General features: G+C 57.9%; 21 protein-coding genes. 4 read left to right on the forward strand and 17 right to left on the reverse strand.

The annotated features are described in order from the left end of the window. Positions 1 to 27 precede the first annotated feature (27 nt). Complete coding sequence (locus CWS72_RS23485) at positions 28 to 1,026, forward strand: Bug family tripartite tricarboxylate transporter substrate binding protein (protein ID WP_101253086.1); 999 nt, start codon at positions 28 to 30, stop codon at positions 1,024 to 1,026. A gap of 152 nt (positions 1,027 to 1,178) precedes the next feature. On the opposite strand, the gene CWS72_RS23490 is transcribed toward CWS72_RS23485, so the two are convergent. The 11 genes from CWS72_RS23490 to CWS72_RS23540 all read right to left on the reverse strand — a co-directional run bounded on the left by CWS72_RS23490 (position 1,179) and on the right by CWS72_RS23540 (position 10,997). Beyond that, positions 1,179 to 1,934 carry a thioesterase II family protein gene (locus CWS72_RS23490; protein ID WP_101253087.1) on the reverse strand — a complete coding sequence of 252 codons (756 nt, stop codon included), beginning with the start codon at positions 1,932 to 1,934 and terminating at the stop codon, positions 1,179 to 1,181. 39 nt (positions 1,935 to 1,973) lie between these two features. Then, positions 1,974 to 2,759, reverse strand: coding sequence for a hypothetical protein (locus tag CWS72_RS23495; RefSeq protein WP_146002847.1), 786 nt, complete (start codon positions 2,757 to 2,759; stop codon positions 1,974 to 1,976). A gap of 8 nt (positions 2,760 to 2,767) precedes the next feature. Further along, positions 2,768 to 3,034 carry an acyl carrier protein gene (locus CWS72_RS23500; RefSeq protein ID WP_101253089.1) on the reverse strand — a complete coding sequence of 89 codons (267 nt, stop codon included), beginning with the start codon at positions 3,032 to 3,034 and terminating at the stop codon, positions 2,768 to 2,770. Between the two features lie 22 nt (positions 3,035 to 3,056). Then, positions 3,057 to 4,385 carry a type III PLP-dependent enzyme gene (locus tag CWS72_RS23505; RefSeq protein WP_101253090.1) on the reverse strand — a complete coding sequence of 443 codons (1,329 nt, stop codon included), beginning with the start codon at positions 4,383 to 4,385 and terminating at the stop codon, positions 3,057 to 3,059. Positions 4,386 to 4,419: 34 nt separating this feature from the next. Next, entirely contained in the window at positions 4,420 to 5,787 is a 1,368-nt protein-coding gene (locus CWS72_RS23510) for a preATP grasp domain-containing protein (protein WP_101253091.1), read from the reverse strand. Further along, the gene (locus tag CWS72_RS23515; RefSeq protein WP_199175933.1) at positions 5,787 to 6,737 is read right to left on the reverse strand and encodes a 3-oxoacyl-[acyl-carrier-protein] synthase III C-terminal domain-containing protein; all 951 of its coding nucleotides are present in this window, start codon (positions 6,735 to 6,737) and stop codon (positions 5,787 to 5,789) included. The genes CWS72_RS23510 and CWS72_RS23515 overlap by 1 nt, the downstream gene beginning before the upstream one ends. Before the next feature lie 22 nt (positions 6,738 to 6,759). Then, the gene (locus CWS72_RS23520) at positions 6,760 to 7,581 is read right to left on the reverse strand and encodes a class I SAM-dependent methyltransferase (RefSeq protein ID WP_101253092.1); all 822 of its coding nucleotides are present in this window, start codon (positions 7,579 to 7,581) and stop codon (positions 6,760 to 6,762) included. A gap of 34 nt (positions 7,582 to 7,615) precedes the next feature. Next, positions 7,616 to 7,855: a holo gene (locus tag CWS72_RS23525; RefSeq protein WP_101253093.1), complete on the reverse strand. Its 240-nt coding sequence runs from the start codon at positions 7,853 to 7,855 to the stop codon at positions 7,616 to 7,618. A 29-nt stretch (positions 7,856 to 7,884) separates the two neighbouring features. Further along, positions 7,885 to 8,271 carry a holo-ACP synthase gene (locus tag CWS72_RS23530; RefSeq protein ID WP_101253094.1) on the reverse strand — a complete coding sequence of 129 codons (387 nt, stop codon included), beginning with the start codon at positions 8,269 to 8,271 and terminating at the stop codon, positions 7,885 to 7,887. A gap of 96 nt (positions 8,272 to 8,367) precedes the next feature. Further along, the gene (locus tag CWS72_RS23535; RefSeq protein ID WP_158240797.1) at positions 8,368 to 9,975 is read right to left on the reverse strand and encodes an amino acid adenylation domain-containing protein; all 1,608 of its coding nucleotides are present in this window, start codon (positions 9,973 to 9,975) and stop codon (positions 8,368 to 8,370) included. A gap of 86 nt (positions 9,976 to 10,061) precedes the next feature. Next, a complete protein-coding gene (locus CWS72_RS23540) occupies positions 10,062 to 10,997 on the reverse strand; it encodes a diiron oxygenase (RefSeq protein WP_101253096.1) in 936 nt (311 codons plus the stop codon). Positions 10,998 to 11,356: 359 nt separating this feature from the next. Between CWS72_RS23540 and CWS72_RS23545 the strand changes: the two genes are divergently transcribed. Next, positions 11,357 to 12,049 carry a TetR/AcrR family transcriptional regulator gene (locus CWS72_RS23545; protein WP_199175935.1) on the forward strand — a complete coding sequence of 231 codons (693 nt, stop codon included), beginning with the start codon at positions 11,357 to 11,359 and terminating at the stop codon, positions 12,047 to 12,049. A gap of 120 nt (positions 12,050 to 12,169) precedes the next feature. On the opposite strand, the gene CWS72_RS23550 is transcribed toward CWS72_RS23545, so the two are convergent. From CWS72_RS23550 to CWS72_RS23565, 4 genes are read right to left on the reverse strand one after another with little or no spacing between them, the layout of a single operon-like run. After that, entirely contained in the window at positions 12,170 to 13,159 is a 990-nt protein-coding gene (locus CWS72_RS23550; RefSeq protein ID WP_101253097.1) for a pyridoxamine 5'-phosphate oxidase family protein, read from the reverse strand. A 3-nt stretch (positions 13,160 to 13,162) separates the two neighbouring features. Beyond that, positions 13,163 to 13,981, reverse strand: coding sequence for an ABC transporter permease (locus CWS72_RS23555; RefSeq protein WP_101253098.1), 819 nt, complete (start codon positions 13,979 to 13,981; stop codon positions 13,163 to 13,165). Further along, positions 13,978 to 14,724 carry an ABC transporter ATP-binding protein gene (locus CWS72_RS23560; RefSeq protein WP_199175936.1) on the reverse strand — a complete coding sequence of 249 codons (747 nt, stop codon included), beginning with the start codon at positions 14,722 to 14,724 and terminating at the stop codon, positions 13,978 to 13,980. The genes CWS72_RS23555 and CWS72_RS23560 overlap by 4 nt, the downstream gene beginning before the upstream one ends. Before the next feature lie 50 nt (positions 14,725 to 14,774). Further along, positions 14,775 to 15,929: an ABC transporter substrate-binding protein gene (locus CWS72_RS23565; protein WP_101253100.1), complete on the reverse strand. Its 1,155-nt coding sequence runs from the start codon at positions 15,927 to 15,929 to the stop codon at positions 14,775 to 14,777. A gap of 271 nt (positions 15,930 to 16,200) precedes the next feature. Between CWS72_RS23565 and CWS72_RS23570 the strand changes: the two genes are divergently transcribed. After that, positions 16,201 to 17,055, forward strand: coding sequence for a VOC family protein (locus CWS72_RS23570; RefSeq protein WP_101253101.1), 855 nt, complete (start codon positions 16,201 to 16,203; stop codon positions 17,053 to 17,055). Next, entirely contained in the window at positions 17,052 to 18,161 is a 1,110-nt protein-coding gene (locus CWS72_RS23575) for a M14 family metallopeptidase (RefSeq protein WP_101253102.1), read from the forward strand. Before CWS72_RS23570 ends, CWS72_RS23575 begins: the two co-directional genes overlap by 4 nt. A 271-nt stretch (positions 18,162 to 18,432) precedes the next feature. Here CWS72_RS23575 and CWS72_RS23580 read toward each other — a convergent pair whose 3' ends face one another. Beyond that, entirely contained in the window at positions 18,433 to 20,067 is a 1,635-nt protein-coding gene (locus CWS72_RS23580) for an ABC transporter ATP-binding protein (protein ID WP_101253103.1), read from the reverse strand. Beyond that, entirely contained in the window at positions 20,064 to 20,894 is an 831-nt protein-coding gene (locus tag CWS72_RS23585; protein ID WP_101253104.1) for an ABC transporter permease, read from the reverse strand. The genes CWS72_RS23580 and CWS72_RS23585 overlap by 4 nt, the downstream gene beginning before the upstream one ends. Between the last annotated feature and the right edge of the window lie 3 nt (positions 20,895 to 20,897).

Consider the following 20,897-nt stretch of genomic DNA (forward strand, 5'->3'; position numbering starts at 1 on the left):
CGCTTCTGCTCAACCAAGGAGGCCGCCATGGAAAAGATCTCGAAAACACGACGGAAATTGCTGGCCCTGAGCGCCGCCGGACTCTTCGGCGCGATAAGCGGCATCGGTCCTCAGGCACGCGCCCGTCCGGATACGCCCTATCCTTCACGAGCGGTGAAGGTCGTCATTCCTTATCTGGCCGGCGGCCCCAATGACATTACGACGCGTATTCTGACCCAGAACCTGTCCGCGCAATGGGGCACCCCGGTCATCGTCGAGAACCGGCCAGGCGCCAACGGAACGATCGGAACGATGGCGGTCAAAAATGCTCCGCCGGATGGCTATACGCTGTTGTCCGGGGCGACCTTTCTCGTTCTGAACCCACTGATCGAACCCCAACCGCAATTCAAGATCCAGGACTTCGTTCCCATCGGCTCGTTCGGAACGCCACCCAATCTGATCGTCGTCGCAAACGACTCCCCCTGGACCTCGCTCGAAGCGCTGGTCGCCGCCGGTCAGGCCAATCCAGGCAGTCTGCGCACTCCCCATGCCGGCATCGGCAGTTCGGTCCATCTTGGAATCAGCCTGTTTCTGAAGACGGCGAATATTCAGGCTCTCGTCGTTCCCTACAAAGGCTCACCACCATACGTGATCGATCTGCTCGGCGGACGTTTGGACTTTGCCTACCTGTCCGCTCAACTGGCCTTGCCGCAGATCCAGGCCGGTAAGTTGAGAGCCCTCGCCACGGTTTCCGATCATCGTTTGGCGGACCTTCCCGCTATCAGGACCCTGGCCGAGATTGGCTACCCCGGCGGCGTGGTGCTTCCCTGGTCCGGGCTGTTCGCCCTGGCCGAAGTGCCCGGCGATATCGTCGATCGCATCCGCCGCGATATCGGCAAGGCCCTGGCCGATCCGACCGTGGCACAGCAATACCGGAACATCTATGCCGAAATCCCCGCCGATCCGGCGGCGCTGCCGCAGTTGGTCAGCGCTGAACAGCAACGGTGGCAAAAGGTCGTCCAGGACCGCCTGATCGACGATTTGTGACGTCGGTCGGCGAAGTGGGCTTCCCGAACCGACATCAGCCATTGATCAGGGACCCGATCATGCCTCAAACGTCCAACATCGACAGGACGCGCTGAGAGTTTATCTCCTTTGGGAAAGCCAGCTTCTCGACCGCATCGCCGGGATCGGACTCGTCACCGGCCCACCCCCCGCAAAGCGGCTGGAACCAGGGCGCTCAGATTCTCGTCGATGAAAAAATGTCCGCCATCGAACCGGGCGATGGTGAAGTCGGCTTCGGTATGCGCCGCCCACTCCTTCGCACCATGCTCATCGACATAGGGATCGGATGCCGCCAGAAGGAAGAGAATATCGCAATGAAGCCGTGTATCCGGACCTGCCTTGTACTGGGCATTAGCGTTGAAATCGTTCCTGACGGCGAACAGGATCGAATCGCGGAAGGTACTTTTCTTCAAAAGCGTTTCCGGAACCGCTCCGGTTTCCTTCAGATGGGCCAGAATCGCGTCGTCATTGGCGGGGGGCGGAAAACCCAATCCCGATGACGGCGCGCGCCGTCCCGAGACGATGAGCCGCGCCGGCCGCCATTGGGCATTTTCCAACAGACGGCAGACCTCGAAGGCAAGCGCGGCCCCCATGCTGTGCCCGAATAGGAAAAGAGGCTTTTCCTTGAGAAAGGACAAACCGACGATCTCCTCGCAAACGATTTCGGCCAGTCTTTCGATATTTCCCACCTGATCCTCGTGACGCCGGTCACCCCGCCCCGGATATTGGATCGAGGCCCCCAGCACATTGTCGGGTAAAGCCCCGATCAGGCGGCGTCCGGAACTCGCACTGCCTCCGGCATAGGGAAAGAAAAACAGCGCACTGTCGAACGGATCGGGTTGAGCGAGAACCCTGATCGCACCTGACGCCGCCGGCTCGCGCTCAGACATCGTTGCCACTCCTCGCAATGAATTTTCCGGTGATAGCTCTCACGCCCGCAGGACGGCGATATAACTGGCCCCCGAAACGGGGTCGGTATCACAAAGGATGATCGTCGAAAAAGTGTCCCTTAACCGCGAGGACGCCTGGGAAAGAGCCACCCAAACACCGGTGCAGTAATGCCGCGCATCCGCGCGTTGGACCGTGCAGTCGAGATCGCCGGCATCCACGGAAGCCCCCAGGATCACCAGCGTCGCCCCCGCCTCCTTATCGATATGACGGGTGATCGACGACCGGACCGGCGTTTCCGGGTCAAGAAGCAGAACTTGAGAGATGGGAAAACCAGCGTCTTCCGACAACACCAGGATCACGCCGGAATCCAGAAGCTCCCTTTCTTCCGCGACCGGATGACGACTGGGAAGAGTCGTCTGTTCCAAGATGGCGATTACCGCCAGCCGCGACCGCGACACGCGATGATAGCCGAGAGCGGTCCGCAGCGCGGTGAACGGCGCCCCGAGCCCCTGCTGAGAGATCCCGAAACAAGTCGCGCCGCCATTGAGCCGATGATCCAGATAAGGGCCCACCACCGTAAACGGCAACAGATCCGGCAGGGCATGGGCGATCACGATCAAATCCGGTCGGTAGGCAAAGTCATCCCGGATCAAATCGTCAATGATGTCGCGGTGCTGGATCCCTCCGCCCCTGCTCAACAGGTCTTCGTCGACAGATCGACCGAAAGGCTGGACCAGATCCCTGTAGAAGTCGATGGTCGCCTGGTCGAAGCCGGGAGATGGCCGGGCCGGAAACACCACATGGCGAGTATCGACGATATTCATCCGGGCGCTCATTCGCCCCCCAGGGACAGCGGACGACGGGCCTCGACATAATCGGCCAGAGATCCAATCGTGCGAAAGCTGTCCATATCCAAATCGTCAGGATCGATTTCAATCCTGAATTCGTCTTCCAATCCAAGGAGAACCTCGAGAATGGAGGTGGAGTCCAGATTGATGTCGTCAAATAGCGCCGTGTTTTCGGAGGCGTCGCCGATATCGCGCGAGACGACCTTCCCGATTACCGCGCCAACCACCTTAACGATGGATTCCCTCTGCATTTTTCACCTCCATGAAATGACGTCATGCCGTGAATGGCTGGGCCAGAACCTGATGCGACAGCAAATCATCGACCGTATCCCGCCTGCGGATGAGGTGCGGCGTCCCATCCAGGATCAGCACTTCGGCTGGAAAACCGTGCCCCAGGAACAATCCCGGCGATGCCGTCAGCCCATAGGCCCCGGAACGCCGAATCCCCAGAACGTCTCCCCGCCGGATCTTCGGCAATAACACGCGCTTGCCGATGACGTCGTTCGGTGTGCAAAGCGGGCCGGTCACGGTCGCATGCTCCTCCGCGCCGGAGGAACCATCGGTGAAGGAAACGATCGGATAGTTTCTTTTGACGAAACTGCCGATGCCCACGGCCGCCATATGATGATTGGTGCCGCCGTCGGCGATGGCGAATTTCTCCCCCATGGATTCCTTGATGTAACGGACCTTGACCAGATAAGACCCACTCTCCGCCGTCAGAAAGCGCCCCTGTTCGGTAATCAGCCGACTGCCCGGATTGGCCGCGACGAACGCGTCGATAAGCGCCGCCAATTCCGGCAACAGGCTGTCGACGTCGAGATCCGTCTCATTGTCAAAATAAGCGATGCCGAAACCACCACCGAAATCCACGGTATCGAGCGGAATATCGAGGGCTTGTTTGAGCGTTTCCGCCGTCTTCAGTATGTTTTCGGTATTTCGGACGATTTCCCGATAATCGAGGAATCGAGTGCCGAGATAGGCGTGAAGCCCCCTTACACGGACTTTTTCCAGGCTTTTCAGCAAAACCGCAGCGGCCAGGACCGCAGAGACATCGATACCGAACTGGCGGGGTTTTCCTCCCATGGTCAGGCCGGAACTCTTGGCGGCGAAATCGGGATTGATCCGGATCAGCGCATCGACATGATCGACTCCTCGCTCGCGAGCGATCCGGTCGAGATCAAACAATTCATCGAGGGATTCGACGATCACCGCGCCAACATTCCATTCGACGCAGGCGGTCAACTCCGCCTCGCTTTTCCCCGGCCCCAGAAAAATGATCTTGTGATGTGGAATTCCGGCCCACAGCGCCGTCCGCAATTCCGTCAGCGAGGAGACTTCCGCGCCGGCCCCCAGACGCCCGAGATGGGCGCAAACACTGACATTCGGATTGGCCTTGAGAGAATAATAAATATCGACATCCGCGGGCAACCCTCCGCGCAATTGCCGATAACGGGCGCTAATCACGTCCGCGTCATAAACAAACAGCGGCGAACCGAACCTTTCGAGCAGCTCGGCATAGGAAGCGGCCAAAGCCGGTGTCGAAAGTGGTAGTGAGCCGGGGGACAAGGCGGAGTAAGAGGTGGAGGAGAAGTCGTTTGGCATGGCGTCTCTCCATTTCACGGTTTGTTTGCAATGTTCATTTGGACAAGACCGACAAGGACTGCGCGACCTTGAATTCAAGTGACTGCAATCGTTCGGCGCTCCGACCGAACAACATTACGTAGAGACGGCCGTCATAGGATTCCTTCCTGCCGGCGAAGGCGTTGACCGTACCGAAGCACGTCACCAGGACGCCCTCGCCATCGACGGGTACCGTCGGCAAGGATCCGAAGACATCCAGGATTCGCGAAAAGGGAACCGATGCGCCGTCCACATGGACGTTGAATTGTTGGGCCTGCGCATGTCCTTGGCTGTGCGAAAATCGCTCCAGCACACGGGTTTGATACGTGGACATATTGAGGCGCGCGTTGATTTCGAGCACGGGACGCACCACGTCCTCGGCGTCGAGCAGGGCATCGACGCCGGCCACGCCAAAAAAGCCGTCGCCATGAAGGGCCGCTCCGATCCGCAGGCCGGCGTCGCGGATCTCGTCATAATGCCTGGCCGTCAGTCCGGCGGGAATGACGTGCCCTTTATGGACACCGCCTTCGGTTACCGCTCGCTTGACGAAATCGAAGGTGACCTGCCCAGTCCGCGAGACGGTAATCTGATAGTTAAGGTCGAACCTTTTTTCGAGGAAGGTTTCGACAACCACATGAAGCGCGTCGCTGCCGCGCCGTTCGGCGCGTCTTTCGACCATGCGCAACAAGCCGGCAGCGGCATCGGGCGATCGCAGCACCAGCAGGCCTTTCCCGGATACTCCATAAGCGTCCTTCACGATCAACGGATAAGGTCCGCAAGGATCCGTCAGCAAGGCCGAGCGCAACGCGTCGACCGTCTCGCAAGCGCGTCCCGCAATCGGCCGCAACCCCAACCGATCGGTCAGACGACGACTGTAGATCTTGCTGTTGACCGTCACGCAGACCGAAGATGGAGGCCCCGCCAGCCGCAAACCGGTGGCCGCGGCAATCGTCTCCTCGACACCGGAGACTCCCATCGGCATCAGATAGGCCCCGCATTTTGCCAGGGATCTGAGTTCAGCCAAGACGGCGGGAGAATCGAGCACTGCCGCGTTGGTCGGCTTACCGTCGGTATTGCCGACGACGATCTGCTCGGCCAGCCCCAATCCACAACGGTCGAGATAAGACAGAAACTCAGGGTCTATGGCCTGGCCGGTTATCACATAATCGCCCGGCTCGGCGATCAATATGCCCTGTTCCTCCATTCGCTGGACGAGCAAATTGGCTTCAGAAATCCCACCTCCCGGTAGCCCGGTGAATCCTTTCGACCATGCGTCCTCGACTTCGAAATTGCATAACCAAACGAACGTCGCCGTTCTGCTTCCAGTCAAAGCTTCTTTCAGATCGCCGATACGCGACAGGTGCAAATTGGAGATAGAGCCCATCAATTGGACTCCTTCCGTGTCACGACGAGAGCACCGAACGTGGCCCCCAGTCCCACCGAAGCTAAAACATAATTTCCATTACCGACGAGCCTCTTCTCCTCCAGAAGAGTCGTGTAATTTATGAAGACATCCGATGAGTAACAATGACTAACCTTGGGTATATTTTCCAAAAAGAACTTATCAATACCGATTTCCAGCTCCTTGATCGTCTGCTTCCATGTAATGGTATTGACGTTATGCGGAATGATCAGATGGATATCATCCGGACGAAGGCCAGCCTCGGCGATGGCCTCGGAGATGACCAGGGCAAGAGTCTTGGCGTAAAGAGCTCCCAGTTCGCGTATTTCCTCATTCGTCATCAAAAGGCCCGCCGAAAATTGACCGAGCGTCCGGGTGACGAACGATCTGACCCTGTCGCCTCCGCCATCCAGCGTCACGAGGCAAGCGGCGGCGCCTTCGGCCATGATGGCGCTGTGGGGGATCAATTGAATCTTGGGACTAAAAGCCTGCTCCCCAGTAACGATCAGCGCATAGGCCCCTTTCGGCGCCTCGGAACGCAGCAGCGTACCGGCCAAATCAATGGCTCCCAGACTGCTGACGCAGGCCTGCTGGTTTAGGGCGAAGGCTTCAGCTCCCTCAATACCGAGTTCGCGCTTGATCACCTGAGCAGGATCGATGTCGGGCGGCGCCACCGTCTGCACCGTATGGGCGTAGATGACATAAGCGACGAAACCGTCGGTCGGCAGATGGAGCAAGGCTCGTCTGGCTGCCGGCAACAGCAGATCGAAAAAGTCCAAATCGGTATCGAAATGCAATCTGTCGAGACCATATATTTTCCGGAACACTCCGATTTCGGTAGGACGAAGGGACAGCCGTTCCGCCAGGTCATCGATTCGAATCGACCGCGCGGGCAAGTGGGACTCGATACGTTCGAGTGTCGTCACGCTCATGATCGCCCTCCGAAAAGCCACACTACCCGTTCGAACCGGTGATCAACCAATTGCGGGGCACCCCCGGGACATTCCGAGGCAACACCGGATAGGACCAGCGCCCCTCACCGGCTCCCGGTTCTCCCGGCTGGCTGAGATCCGTCAGCGTCCAGCCTGCGCTCTGCAAAAATGCCGGTGGATCGTCGGAACCGAACAGCCAGGGCGTTCCGTCATTCCTCAAGGAATTCAGAAAAGACTGCGTGATCGGATGCCGAAGAAGGGTGGCGCTCGTCATGTCGGTGATCAGACGGCTTCCTGGAGAAGATGCCCGCGCCAGCGTCGACAACAGGCCATGCGCTTGCACCTCGGTCAGGAAAAAAAGCAACCCCTCGGCGACCCACAGCGTCTTTTCGTCGGACCGGTAGCCGCTGGCCTCCAGCGCAGGCAACCAATCGCCGGCGAGATCAACCCCGACTTCGACCGTCCTGACCCTTCGCGGCACCGACAGCTTTTCCAGCCGGCTGCTTTTCACGTCGAACAGGGAAGCGTGGTCGACCTCATACAAGACAGCATCATCCGGCCATGGCAGACGATAGGCCCGACTGTCCATGCCACTGGCAACCAGCACGATCTGCCTGATACCGGTTTTTTCCAGAAACCGTTCGATCGCGTCATCGACGTATTTGGTACGGATGGCGACATATTCGGCGACACCGCTGCCCTTGTATTTCTCAAGCAGCTCGAACCCTTTCGGCTCGGCGAGATATCTGGCGAAATCGTCCCTGAAGAGGGCCGCCTCGCCTCGCTCCGATTCGACGGCGCGGGCGGCGGCTGTCCATTGGGCGGTGTAGGATACGGTTTCCATGACGCGTCCTCGTTCATGAAGTTTGGTGTTGACGTCAGAAATAAGCCTGGCTGATGGCATTCAGCGTCCGCAGATTATCGAGTTCGATATTCTCGGGATCGACCTCCTTGCCGCTCGCCTCGCCGATCACATGGATGAACTCGACGAACGACAGCGAATCGACCAGACGCGCCTCGATTAAATCGAGCTCGCCGGGAAGCTCGTTTTGTGCCGGATGTTTGGCGAGGATCCACGCCCTCACCACCTCTATTCTCGCATTCTTCAATGTGCTCATGAGAACCTCGACGGTATCGATGGGAATGCCTATTGGTCGACCAGGCTGACGGCGACGGCGATTGCATAATCGCCGTCGTGAGACAGACTGACCGCAATATCGCTCGTCAGATTGGCGCCTTTGGCCAAAGCCGCCGCGCGACCACTCAGTTGGACCGCGGGAACGCCCCCCTCGGTCGAAGAGACATGGATGTCACTCCATGGAAGAACGCCGTCACGGCAATGAAATAGCTTGAAAACCGCTTCCTTGATCGCCAGTCGCCCAGCAATGGAGAATTCGTCCAATCCGCCGGCACGTCGGCATTCGGAAACCTCTTTCTCGGTCAACATCGCGTAAAGCGCAGAGATCGCGCTTCCATTGATCATCCGTTTCACGCGGTCGATTGGAACCAGATCAACGCCTATTCGTCCATTCATGCGACGGTCCTCACATGGCATTGTCAAAACGAAGCCAATTCAGAAATCCGGACGTTATCCCAAGTCTCGGTGAGGCATCCTCATCGAGACTTGGTATTAGGCGTGTCTCTCGGCATGAGCAGCAACGGACGACAGTCTGAGCAAGGCGCCGAGATCGACTTTGCCATTTTGGTTCACGGGAAACGCCGAGGTTATCCAGACAATTTCGTCAGGCACCATATAATGCGGAAGAATTTCCCGGAGCTGACGCTTCAGATCGTCCTCATTTCCCGGCGCCCCAGAGATAAAGGCGACAAGAGTTGCCGGAATTCCGCCAATATTTTCGTTTATGGAACGGACACTTCTGACAACGACGTGAAACGCTCCGGTAATTTTGTAGATGGCGGTTTCTATTTCCTCAAGCTCAACCCGAAAACCATTTATTTTTATTTGATGATCGACACGACCGATATATTGCAAGATACCGTCATCGTCCTCCCTCACGAGATCTCCGGTGCGGTAATAGAGCATCAACTCGCCATTCTCATGTGCCCACAGGACATGCGCCGCTTTCGTTTTTTCCGGTTCGTTCAGATAGCCCGCGAATTTTTGTTTTCCTGAAACGCACAATTCGCCCTCCTGTCCTTTTCCGACAGGATTGCCGCTTTCATCGATCAGCAGATAGCGATGCCCGCGGTGAATCTGCCCAATCGGCACGGTGGCCTTCGCCTGTTCGTCGTTCAAAACCACACGGGGCGACACCTCGTAGACGAAACAACTGATCGTCAACTCGGTCGGACCATAGAGATTTTCCACCACCGAATTCGGAGCGGCTTCGGCCCAGGCCAAAGCCGCGTCCCAACTCAAAGCCTCGCCGCAAAACAGGCTGAAGCGCAGATTGGGAAACTTGCCTTTTCCCAAAAGGCCGTTGTGCCGCAGGATTGTTATCACCGACGGCACCGAAAACCAGACCGTGACCTTGTGCTTCGTCAGATAACGATGCGGCGAGGCGATATCGATGAAACTCGGCACGCAAAAATGGGCTCCGTGCCGCCAAGGTACGAACAAGTCGAAGACCGAAAGGTCGAACGTCAATTCGAAGTTGTGCGTAAAGACGTCCGCATCGGAAAACGTATAGCGTTCGGCAACGACGTCGATGTAATGGAGAACATTGGCATGGGAAATAGGTACGCCCTTGGGCCTGCCGGTGCTTCCCGAAGTGAAAAGGACATAAGCCGGGATATCAGCCAGTTTTCTGTTGAGAAACGTGCTGATATCCGGTTCAGCGCCGACATCGTCACCCTTCAAATCGGTAGCGGGATGTCTCGCGACCGGCAGGGGGATCACGGTCTTGTCGGTTTTCGACAGAATGGCGGCAACGCCTTCGAATTGCGACGGCTCGTAAATGATCGCCTCAACGCCCGCGGCACTCAGGATCGCGGCATTGCGCTCGGCCGGATATACCTTGCTGACGGGCACATAGGTGTTACCCGAATACAGGATCGCCAGGATGCCGATATAGCATCCGAAACTTTTGTCGGCAAAAACGGCGACGCGAACGCCGGAGCCGACGGACCGGTTGATGACCCCCGCGAGTAAAGCCGCGCGTCGTTCCAACGCCGCATAGGAAATTGTATCGTCGCCGCGTGCGATCGCGACCTTCTCGGGATATTGGGACGCCGTTTGATGAAACAGCGTAACCAGGTTACGTTCCGTTTTTGTCATGTGCGTGCCCATCCGTTAAAATTGACGGCAGAAACCGGGTGTCGTCCGAAAATCCATCGGAGACATCGTCCTCCGCGAAACAGGTTTCACAGAAAATCGGAACTCGAAACTGCCCCAAGATTTTCGAAATATTTGGCGGTCTTCTTGAACCATAGGGCATGGTAGGCGGAGCGTTCCGGCGCGTTTCTCAGGACATTTCTCAATTCCGGCGCCGAAGAGAAGCCAAGAGACTTATGGGTCTCAGCATCAGCATAGGCTGACGGGCTATACATCAATCCGATGAAATGAAGAAATATTCGCTTTATTGTTTTCTCTATTTCGGCATGGCGTCCCTCCCAATTCGGATCGGTTCGCCTTATTTCTTCATAAATATCTTTTATGACTTCACGGCCAAATTGAACATGCCGAGATTCATCAATATAATGCTGCCTATTTATTTCTCGAATAATTTCTGGAACGCTATCATTATTACCGACCTTTTGGTTATAGAACCCCACGAATTCCTCGAAGATCAAAGTCGAGGAAAACATGTAGAGGTCGCTGACAAGAGCAGAGCTGGCATCATCCGTCTTGACGGATAGCGTCCGATAAATCTTTCCACCATAGTCGAGGCAAAACTTGGCGAAGAACCACATATGCGCATTTTCTTCGGAAAGAAAAAAATGCAGATATTCTGAATATTTCTCATACCGCCGATCGTAAAACCGGTTGCAGACGAAGGCGATCGCGTCCTTGATGCCGTGAACGTTGAGGCTGAAAAAATTGATCGCCTCCCATTTGCTCAAAGCGATGCGCTGTCGCTCGTCAAGCCGGTCATGCAACGGGGTGCCATATGTCGTGAGAAGATTCTCATCGCACCACAAGGCGTCTTCCGAGACCCGTTCCGGCCAAAGGAACCTTTCATAGACGTCATAGGAGCGGTCCTTCGAGATCTTTATCAGTTTTTCCAACGCGGGCATGGTGGTCCCTCCCGATGACGGAGCCATTGTCTGCCGGATTGGACGGGCAGACAGAACGAACATCGGACGCCTCTCCCGCTTCGGACGAGAACCACACCGGAATTGCGCAAAATCGCATTATCCACAGAACCCATCCCCTTCACTCCCATCCCGAATAGCACACAACCGCCATGTAACTTCTAAAGAATATACACGATCGTACGTTTATACAACTACAATTATCTACTATTTTGGTATATTTCTTTCGCTGCATGCCACACTGCCAATTTCTATAGAAAAGCCTGTTTTTTCACTCTTTTCCGACTCCCATATGGCATAGGGATTGAGAGACCGGTCAAAATCGTCTATAACTTAGTCATGTATACGTATGTATTTATTTCTGAAGCCATCAAAAGCCTGGAATTGAATGGAAGGGCGAGAGCATGAGCATCGCCGAAAATGACGGCCGGCGTCTTCGCGGACTCCGGTCTCGCTCGAAAATTCTTGAGCACGCCATTCTGATCGCGTCCGCCGAAGGTCTCGATGGTTTGACCATCGGGCGCGTCGCCACCGAAGCCGGGGTCGGCAAGGGGAATATTACCGTTCTTTTCGGTGACCGGGAAAAGTTGCAACTGGCGATTCTCGATCATGCGATGGAACTGTTCCGACAGATGGTGATCGAACCGGCGGAGCAACAGCGAGACCCTCTGGCCCGCATCCGATCATGGATCGAGTCATGGTTCAGTTTTGTCGAGAGGCGAGTCCTGCCCGGCGGCTGTTTTCTGAACGCGGTCAGCAGCGAATATCGGACGCGCGATGGCGTTATTCGCGACAAGATCACGGAATACCGCACGCTTGGCCGTCAGCGCCTGCGAAATTGGATCGAAGAAGCCAAACTGGCGCGGAAAATAGCCGATGACGTCGACGTGGAAGCATTGGTTTTCGAATTGATGTCCTATCAGGCGATCGCCAATGTCGCGGCCCTGATGGGAGAACAGGAATTGTTCGAACGCGCCCGCAAAGCGTCACAAAGCATTGTCGCAGATGCCGCCGCCGTTGCCGTGAAACCGATCAGGCGCCCCCCGCTTCGCATCCGCAAACAACCACGAAGACTCCACCGTCCCCCCTCTCGCTAAGCGGTAGAAAAGAGCTGCCTTATACCAAGTCTCGATGAGGATGACTCATCGAGACTTAGGCTGGCGCGATTAGCGCGAAGCCTTCGCAGCCCGAAGGGCAAACGACGCCGCAGGCGGGCCCTAAAGCTGCCCGGCCTTGAATTGCGCCCTGCCTAAAAGCCGCCATGCTCCCGCCAAGGCATTGGTGCGGAGAAAAATTTCCGAAGGCCGGAAGCGAACCCGGCAATTGATCTGCGGCCCGTCCTCTCGAGGCTCGCTCCCCAATGGCGACGGCCAGAGGATTTCGGCCCTGCCCGACAACTGCAGCAATCGGCCGTTTTCGAAATCCGGCACGAGAAGGCCACAGGAAGCGTCAAAAAGGAGATTTCCAAGGGTGTTGAAATAGGAATTTCCCGTGTATTCAGGCCAAACAATGGTGTTGTCGCAAATCTCCAGGAACCCCGGCCGGCCCCCGCGGTGGGAAATGTCAACGCCGTTGAAGCGAGGCTCCGCATCACCGGAGTGACGACTGGCGATGAAAAAGGTGTCGGCGCCGCGGATGATCCGGCCGATCTCGGCATCTACGAATTCCAGCGACTTCGGCTTTGACGGCAAGGAAATGGGTGCCGACTGTTGGAGATGAGGAAGGCACCGCGGCCAAATATATTGCGGACAATTGTTGAACGCCTGATCCACCTCGACGCGAATCACGTCGTCCCCGCCTTCCACCAAACGTCCGTTCATGCGAACACGGCGCCTTTCCGCCAGATCGATCCCCAGAACGCCGAGGAACCGTCCGGGCACCAATTCCGCAACCGCCGGATCGCCCCTATCCAGGCCGGTCCGAATTTCCAGCGAGGCAGGACCGATCGGCACGATGAAGCCGGGAGCCCCGAACAGTACCGTCGGCCAGAGGGAACCGGCCAGGTCATGCGTCCCGATCAGGACATAGCGCAGCCCCCCCAAAAAAGCCCCTTGCTGTTCCGTTATGAAAGGCCGGATCGCCCTCGCGCCATTTTCCGCCACCCGCGACCTTACACCGAACAGCGTCTGAACGGCCCGCTCTCCGGCATGGAACACCTCGCCTTCGATATGGCTTCGATTGTCCTCAGGATCAGGATTTCCACTCATGGCCTACCCCTCCCACACCATCATTTTCCCCCTTCGCCGCCGGCTCTCGGTTCGGGTTTCCCGACTTTCCCAAAAAACGACATGCCGATGCAGGGTTCGAACCATCTGGGCACCGCACATGCCGATGACGGCAAGCAGCAGCACACCTTCGACCATCGTCGCGCCACTCATATTGACCGAGGCCGAACTGACGAGATATCCGAGCCCACGCTGCGAGGACAGGAACTCCCCCACCACGGCACCGATCAGTGCCAGTGAAATCCCGATCTGCAAACCGCCGAATATTTCCGATGCCGCCGATGGCAGTTTCACATGCAGGAACAGAAAAGCGCGAGATGCGGAAAACGCCCGACAGGCGTCGAGAAGGTCCTCGTCGGCACGCCGCAGTCCATTGATGGTATTGATGAAGAGCGGAAAAAAGCAGACCAGGACCACCAGAACGATTTTCGAGGCGACGCCATAGCCGCACCACACCAGGATAATCGGCCCGAGCGCCACCTTGGGCACCGCCTGCAGGCCTGTTAACAGGGGAAGCAGGAAGCGCTCGAACATCTTCGATTCGGCAAGCAGAACGCCGAGACCGATCCCGAGCGCCGATCCGACCACATAGCCGCCCAAGGTTTCGACGAGCGTGGCGCCGATATGCGGCCAGAGGGCACCGTCGACAAACCCATTTACCAATAAGTCGAAAACCTGCCACGGCGGCGGCAGGAGATAGTCCGGTATCACAAAAAGACGCACGGCGGCGAACCAGATACCGACTATTGCCGACAGGCTCACCAGCGGATAGATGAATGCCGGAAGCGCCGCCAAATATTTCATTGGAAATGACCCCTGAGATAGCGGCAAGCATCGCCGAAGGGTGCGCTGCTCAAAGTGTCCGTGTTCCGGGGACGCGCGAGAGTAATGGGGACGTCGTCGATAACGCGGCCCGGTCGCGACGACATGACAATCACTCGGTCGGCCAGAAAAACCGCCTCCTGGATACTGTGCGTAATGAACAGCACGGACTTGCGTTGCCCGAGCCAGATCCGCTGCAATTCCAAGGCCAGTGTTTCACGGGTCATGGCGTCCAAGGCGGCGAAAGGTTCGTCCATCAGCAGCAGTTGCGGATCATGCAGCAACATTCTGGCGATTCCGACCCGTTGCTGCATACCCCCCGACAATTCGGCCGGATAATTCGCAGAAAAAGCCGACAGTCCGACCAATGCCAACAACTCCATGGCCCGCCTCTCCGCCGGCGCACGCGGCAGGCCGAGTGTCAGGGCCGGCAACATCACATTGTCGAACACGCTCTTCCAAGGGAGCAGATTGGGCTTTTGAAAAGCGACTCCGACGTCGCGCCCTGGCCGATCGAGCGGCTTCCCGGCAAGCGTCGCCCGTCCGGACGTCGGTATGATCAGCCCGGCCGCGATCTTCATGAGCGTGGACTTACCGCAACCAGATGGCCCGAGGACGGCGACGAATTCGCCTTGCATGATATCCAGGTTGATGTCGCGCAAGGCCTCGATGGCACCTTTCCGCGTCTGATAGCACACCGAAACATTTTCGGCCGTGAACGCCACTGGAACCGGTTCCAAAACAGGCCCGCCGACCGCCCGCCCATTCGCTGCCGTCATTGCGCGAGCCGGGCCTGGGTCCGGATTTCGCCGGAATCGAATTTGGCAAAATCAGCCACCAGCCTGTTGGTGAAAAGCTGGTCCACCGGGACATTGTCGGAGACGAACTCGCCATCCAGAGCCATTTGCCGAACATAGCGGCGGATCGCCAGAAGATCGAAGGCGCCCGGCTCGCGGGGAGAGCCGTCGGGAAACAGCGTGATCCGATCCAACCGTCTCCGCACCACCTCAACGGCATTTTGCACGGCCTGCGGGAGATCCCCCTCCTTCGGACGAGCCTCGGGATGTTGCCGCCAGAACGCCTCGACGCAGAATCTCACATTGGCGGCGCAAGCCACCTCGGCCGCCGTGAAGGCGCGCCCGAAGCGAATGAATAGATCAGGATTTTTCTCCAATGCCTCAGCATGGGCGATGAAAGCATTGGCCGACATCGCTCCGATCACGCCGGGAAGCTTGATACGCCGAAGGGGTGTCCCCGAAAGCTCCAGAATGTCATGCCAACCACTGTTGTAATTCAGCGCATCCACTTCGCCAGCCGTCAAAGCGTGAAAACCCGACGAAAGGACACCGACCGGCACGATGCTATAATCGGCCGCCTTCAGGCCTGCCTCTTTCAGAACGGCGCGCGTACTCGGAATATTGCCCCAGGTCAGGGCACCGACACCAATCTTCTTGTTCTTCAGATCGGCGACTTCGTGGATCTGAGAATCTGCGAGAACGGCAAACTCCATCGTATTCACCGGAATCACATTGTAAAAAAACCGTATCGGCAGATTTGTTTGTCCCGCCGCGAAAGCGGCCAGAATAGTTTCCGGACTCGGCAACCCGATGGTCACATTGCCGGAAGCCACTTGCGGCACCAGGACGCCCGCGCCCTGAAATGTCAGAACCTTGACCTCCAGATTTTCTTTTTCCCAGAGCCCAAGTTCATCGCCGACCGCCCAAATTCCACCATCGGCGACGCTGGGATATACCGACAAGCCTACGGTTACCGAATCGACGGCGAAAGCCGGCTGCATCACCGAAAAAAAGAGCATCACCGCGACAATGCGATGGGAAATACCAATTTTATATTTGATAAAAATATTGTTTTTGCCAAATCTACGAGCGATAGAAAGACAAATACTATAAAAAATACTTTTTAATATCATGCCCCGTCACCCTTCCCCATCCACACAGGAATCGACTGGACGACACTCCAATTCGATTATTTCACCAGGAGAAACCGGTATTATTTATGGTCGTATATATTTAATATATCTAAATCAGACGCTTCTGGGTAGGTCTTTTTTGCAGCACCACCGAAGGTCTTCGGTGGACGGGTCGATGAACTCCCGGGAAATTCACGGTGAAAAACATCCCCATTTACATTTACACTCGACAATATTTACATATGGGTGGGAAAAATTTCAGAGGCCACCGATGAGCAGATCGATCCAACCGATACTCGATCATATCGTCATCAATGTTCGCACCAGACTCGACGAGGGTTGCGAAACCTATCGCAAACTGGGTTTCCATCCGACCAAACGGGGTCATCATCCGTTCGGCACCAGCAATCATCTCCTGGTCTTCGGCGAAACCTACGTCGAATTGCTGGGCCTTGAACCCGGAAATGAGCATAAGCGCCCGGATTTGTTGGCCTTTCCGCCCGGGGTGACCGGCCTCGTTTTCAAAACGACGGATTCATCGGCGCTTCACGATGCGATCGAAGCGCTCGGCATTCCGGTCGAGGCCCCCTTTGAATTCGTGCGCCCCGTCACTTTGCCATCCGGTCCCGCGGAAGCGCGTTTCCGCACGGTACGATTAGGTGCCGACCTGGTTCGAAACGGTCGTACCTTCTTTTGCCATCATTTCACCCCGGAACTCATCTGGCGCGATGAATGGCGGGACCACCCGAATGGCGTGACCGAAATCCTGGGTCTGGTCATCGCCAGCGAAACCCCGGGAGATACGGCATCGCTTTATGGCAAGCTGTTCGGTCCGGAAATCCTGACGGCCGACGGAGACGGATATGTTTTCCAGGCCGGTCCGGCCCGGATTCATATCCTTCCCCCCGCCGAAGTCGACCGCCGGTTCGGGGAGATCGAAGCAACCACGGACGGATCCGAGCGGATGGTCGCGCTTGCCCTGCGAACGCGATCCACCGCCGCTCTGCGCGCGCTCCTGGACGCCAACGGCATCGCTTCGCGCGGATTTGACGACGGCTCGGTACTGGTGCAGGCGAAGGACGCGGCGGGTGTCGCCTTACGTTTTTTCGAGGGAGGAAAACAATGAGTGCGGATCCCGATTATTGGTCCTGTTTTTCCGCCGACTATCCCGGAGCCCGGCGCAAGTTCCGCACCGCCGCCGACGCGCTCGGCGCCGAAGTCACCGCCTATGTCCATCCCACCGCCCACGGACCCGCCGGAGAGGAATTGGTCATCGACGTCGCTCGCGTCGGCCCCCGTTCGGCGAGCCGGATCCTCCTGATGGTCAGTGGTACGCATGGCCTGGAAGGCGCCGCCGGTTCGGCCATTCAAGTCGCCTGGCTGACCTCGGTCGGAAAAACCCTGCCGGAGAATGTTGGCGTCGTCCTCCTGCATGGGCTGAATCCCTATGGCTTCGCCCATACCACACGCACGACCGAACGCAACGTCGATCTGAACAGGAATTTCATCGACCACACCGCTCCCCCTCCGGAAAATTCCCGATATGCCGAACTGCATCCGCATCTGGTTCCGGACGAATGGACCGAGACAAGCCTCACCGCTGCGGCCGATGCCCTCGAACGCTTCCGCGCGGTCCATGGCGACGATGCCTGGTTCAACGTGCTGGCACGCGGTCAATACACCCATCCGGAAGGCGTGATGTATGGCGGGACCGAGCGCGCGTGGTCGAACGTCACCTTGCAGATGATTATCGACGACCATCTGCACTCGGCCGAAAAGGTGGCTTTCATCGATTGGCATACGGGAATCGGCGACCATGGCGAACCGTTTTTTCTGTGCTTCCACGAGGAAAACAGCCCGTCACAGGAACGTGCGGCTCTGTGGTGGGGGGAGGATCGCGTGAAGGGGCAACGTCCTCACGGACTGGCGCGCCCCGACTACCAGGGCTTGGTTTTCCACGGCGTTGCGCGCTTTCTCGGCGATCGCCCGATGGTCGGAGCCGTGATCGAATTCGGCACGCGCGGTCGCGACACCGGCCTCGCCACCCGGCTCGATCAGTGGCTGCGCTTCAAAGCCCCGAAAAGCTCCCGCCCCGACACGGAACGCGATGCGATGCTGCGCGCCGACGTTATCGACGCCCTTGTCCCGACATCCAGCGTTTGGCGCCGTTCGGTCATCCGCCACGGTTGCTCGATCACCACCCAGACCATCGCCGGCCTGGCAGACTGGTAAGACCAAGTCTCGATGAGGACGACTCATCGAGACTTGGTCCGGCCCATTGAGGGCCCGCGCCATCGTTGGCGCGAAGCCAAGGGATACGGATGTATCCCGCCCGGCGATTGAGGGCTCGGGGATCGGGTCCGATCACCGAGACTTGGTAGTAAGACCGACGCGCGTCATGGGCTCCGGCGGGATGAGGCACAAGCCCTCGACGTCCCGGCGGCGCCTGTAGGCGGTGCGAAGCCTTAAGGCCACGCTTAGTTTTTATCTTTATTCAATTCGGTCAGGCGGCGGAATCTGCCGTGCCCGCGTCAGGCGGAGTCCAATGACGCCCAGGCACGGAGGCGATCAGAGCTTGCGTGTAAGGATGCTTGGGATGCAGCAATATTTGGCTGGCCGGACCGGATTCGACGATCTCGCCGTTCTGCATGACCAGGATATCGTCGGCCACTTTCGCCGCCACCCGCAAATCGTGGGTGATAAAGACCAGCGACAACCCCAAGCGTTCGCGCAAATCGGCGAGCAGATCCAGAACTTGAGCCTGGACGGAGACGTCCAGGGCCGAAACGGGCTCGTCGGCGATCAAAATCTCCGGCTCCAGCGCCAGTGCGCGGGCGAGACCGATGCGCTGGCGCTGGCCGCCCGAAAATTCATGGGGAAACCGTAAGGTGGCATCGGGATCCAATCCGACTAGATCGAAGAGCCGCCGGACGCGGTCTTGGACCTGTTTCCGAGGCTCGCCACGAACGATGGACCCTTGCGCCACGATCTCTCCGGCGCGGCGGCGAGGATTGAGCGATCCGAAGGGGTCTTGAAAAACCATCTGAATCCGGCGGCTTTCGCGTTGCCACTGCTTCGCCGACAACGCTGACAAATCGATCCCATCCAGTCGAACCTGACCGCTATCGGCTTCGAGCAGGCGAACAAGGCACCGCGCCAGGGTGGATTTACCGGAACCGCTTTCGCCGACGATCCCCAAAGTGACGCCACGATGCAAATCGAAGGACACGTCCTTTAGCGCATGGATGACACGGCCGTGTTTCCGAAACGGCCCTTTGCCGCCATAGGTCTTCGTCAGACCGGTGACCTGGAGTTGGGCAGACCTCTCCGGCAAGCGCGATGGCGCCGGATGGAGCGGCGGTATGGCGGCGATCAGGCGACGGGTATAGGGATGCTGTGGCCGGTTGAGAATATCCTCGGCCGCCCCTTGCTCGACGATTTTTCCGCCTTGCATCACCGCGACACGGTCGGCGATTTCGGCGACCACGCCGAAGTCATGGGTGATGAACAGGACGCCCGTGCCCTTCCGCTTTTGCAGTTCACGAATAAGTTTCAGGATCTGCGCCTGCGTCGTGACATCAAGCGCCGTTGTCGGCTCGTCGGCGATCAGCAGGCCCGGCTCCATCGCCAAGGCCATGGCGATCATGGCACGCTGACGTTGCCCACCCGACAATTCATGCGGATAGGCCTTGACGGCCGACAGGGGATCGGGAATCAGCACCTCGGCCAGCAAGGCCTGAACGCGCGCCTCGATCTCGCGCCGCCCGAGCTCCGTATGAACCCGAAAAGCTTCGCCGATCTGCGCACCGATGCTATGCAACGGATTGAGAGCGCTCATCGGTTCTTGAAAAATCATCCCAATGCGGGCGCCGCGCACCGCACGCATGCCGGCTTCCGGCAGACGCAGCAGATCCTGCTTTCCGTCCAGAATGATACGCCCCCCGGTCAGGCGAACCACCGGCGGCAACAGGCGCAGAATCGCCCTGGCGGTCATGGATTTTCCGGAACCGCTCTCCCCCACCAGGCAAACGATCTCGTCGGAGCCAATGCTCAGCGAGACTCCATCGAGAGCCAAGGCCCTGTCGGCCCCTTCGGGCATCGCAATGCTGAGGTCATCGATTGACAGGCGCGGGGTCATTGCTGATCCAATCGCGGATTAAGAACGTCGTTCAGCCCCTGCCCCACCAGCGAAACCGCCAACACCGTCAGCAGGATGGCGATGCCGGGGATCGCGCAGACATACCATTCGGACCGCAAGACCGAACGCCCCTGGCCAATGAGATTGCCCCAGGACGACACATTGGGATCGGACAGATTGAGGAATGCCAGCGCGCTTTCCAGCAGGATCGCCGTAGCCATGACCACGCTGGCGTAGACGATCACCGGCGGCAAGGCGTTGGGCAGAATTTCGCTGAATATCAGACGCAGGTCACCCAGTCCGGACAATCGCGCCGCCTCGACGAACTCACGATGACGCAGGCTCATGAACTCCGCCCTGGTCAGGCGTGCCGGAGCTGGCCAAGACACCATGCCGATGGCGATGACCACTGTCTCGATATGCGAGCCGAAAACGGCGATCAGGAGCAAAAGCAGCAAAAAATTCGGCAAGATCTGGAAGGCGTCGGTCAAACGCATCAACACCTCGTCGATCAGGCCGCCATAATAGCCCGCAACGGCGCCTACCAGAATCCCCAAGACGACGGCGATGGACGTCGCGACCACGCCGATCAGCAGCGATATCCTGGCACCATGAAAAATCTGCGCGGCAATGTCTCGACCCAAATTGTCCGTTCCCAGCCAGAACCGCGCGTTGGCCAAAGGCCATTGCAACGGACGCCCCGCCAAGGCCAGCGGGTTGCGGGGGAAAATGACATCGGCGCCAAGCGCCAGAAGAACCACCACCAAGAGAAGAACGAGGCCAAGAATTGCGGATGGGTTACGGAGATATCGCTGGAAGGCATGCATGGA

The sequence above is a fragment of the Telmatospirillum siberiense genome (assembly GCF_002845745.1).
Taxonomy (GTDB): Bacteria; Pseudomonadota; Alphaproteobacteria; order Rhodospirillales; family Magnetospirillaceae; genus Telmatospirillum; species Telmatospirillum siberiense.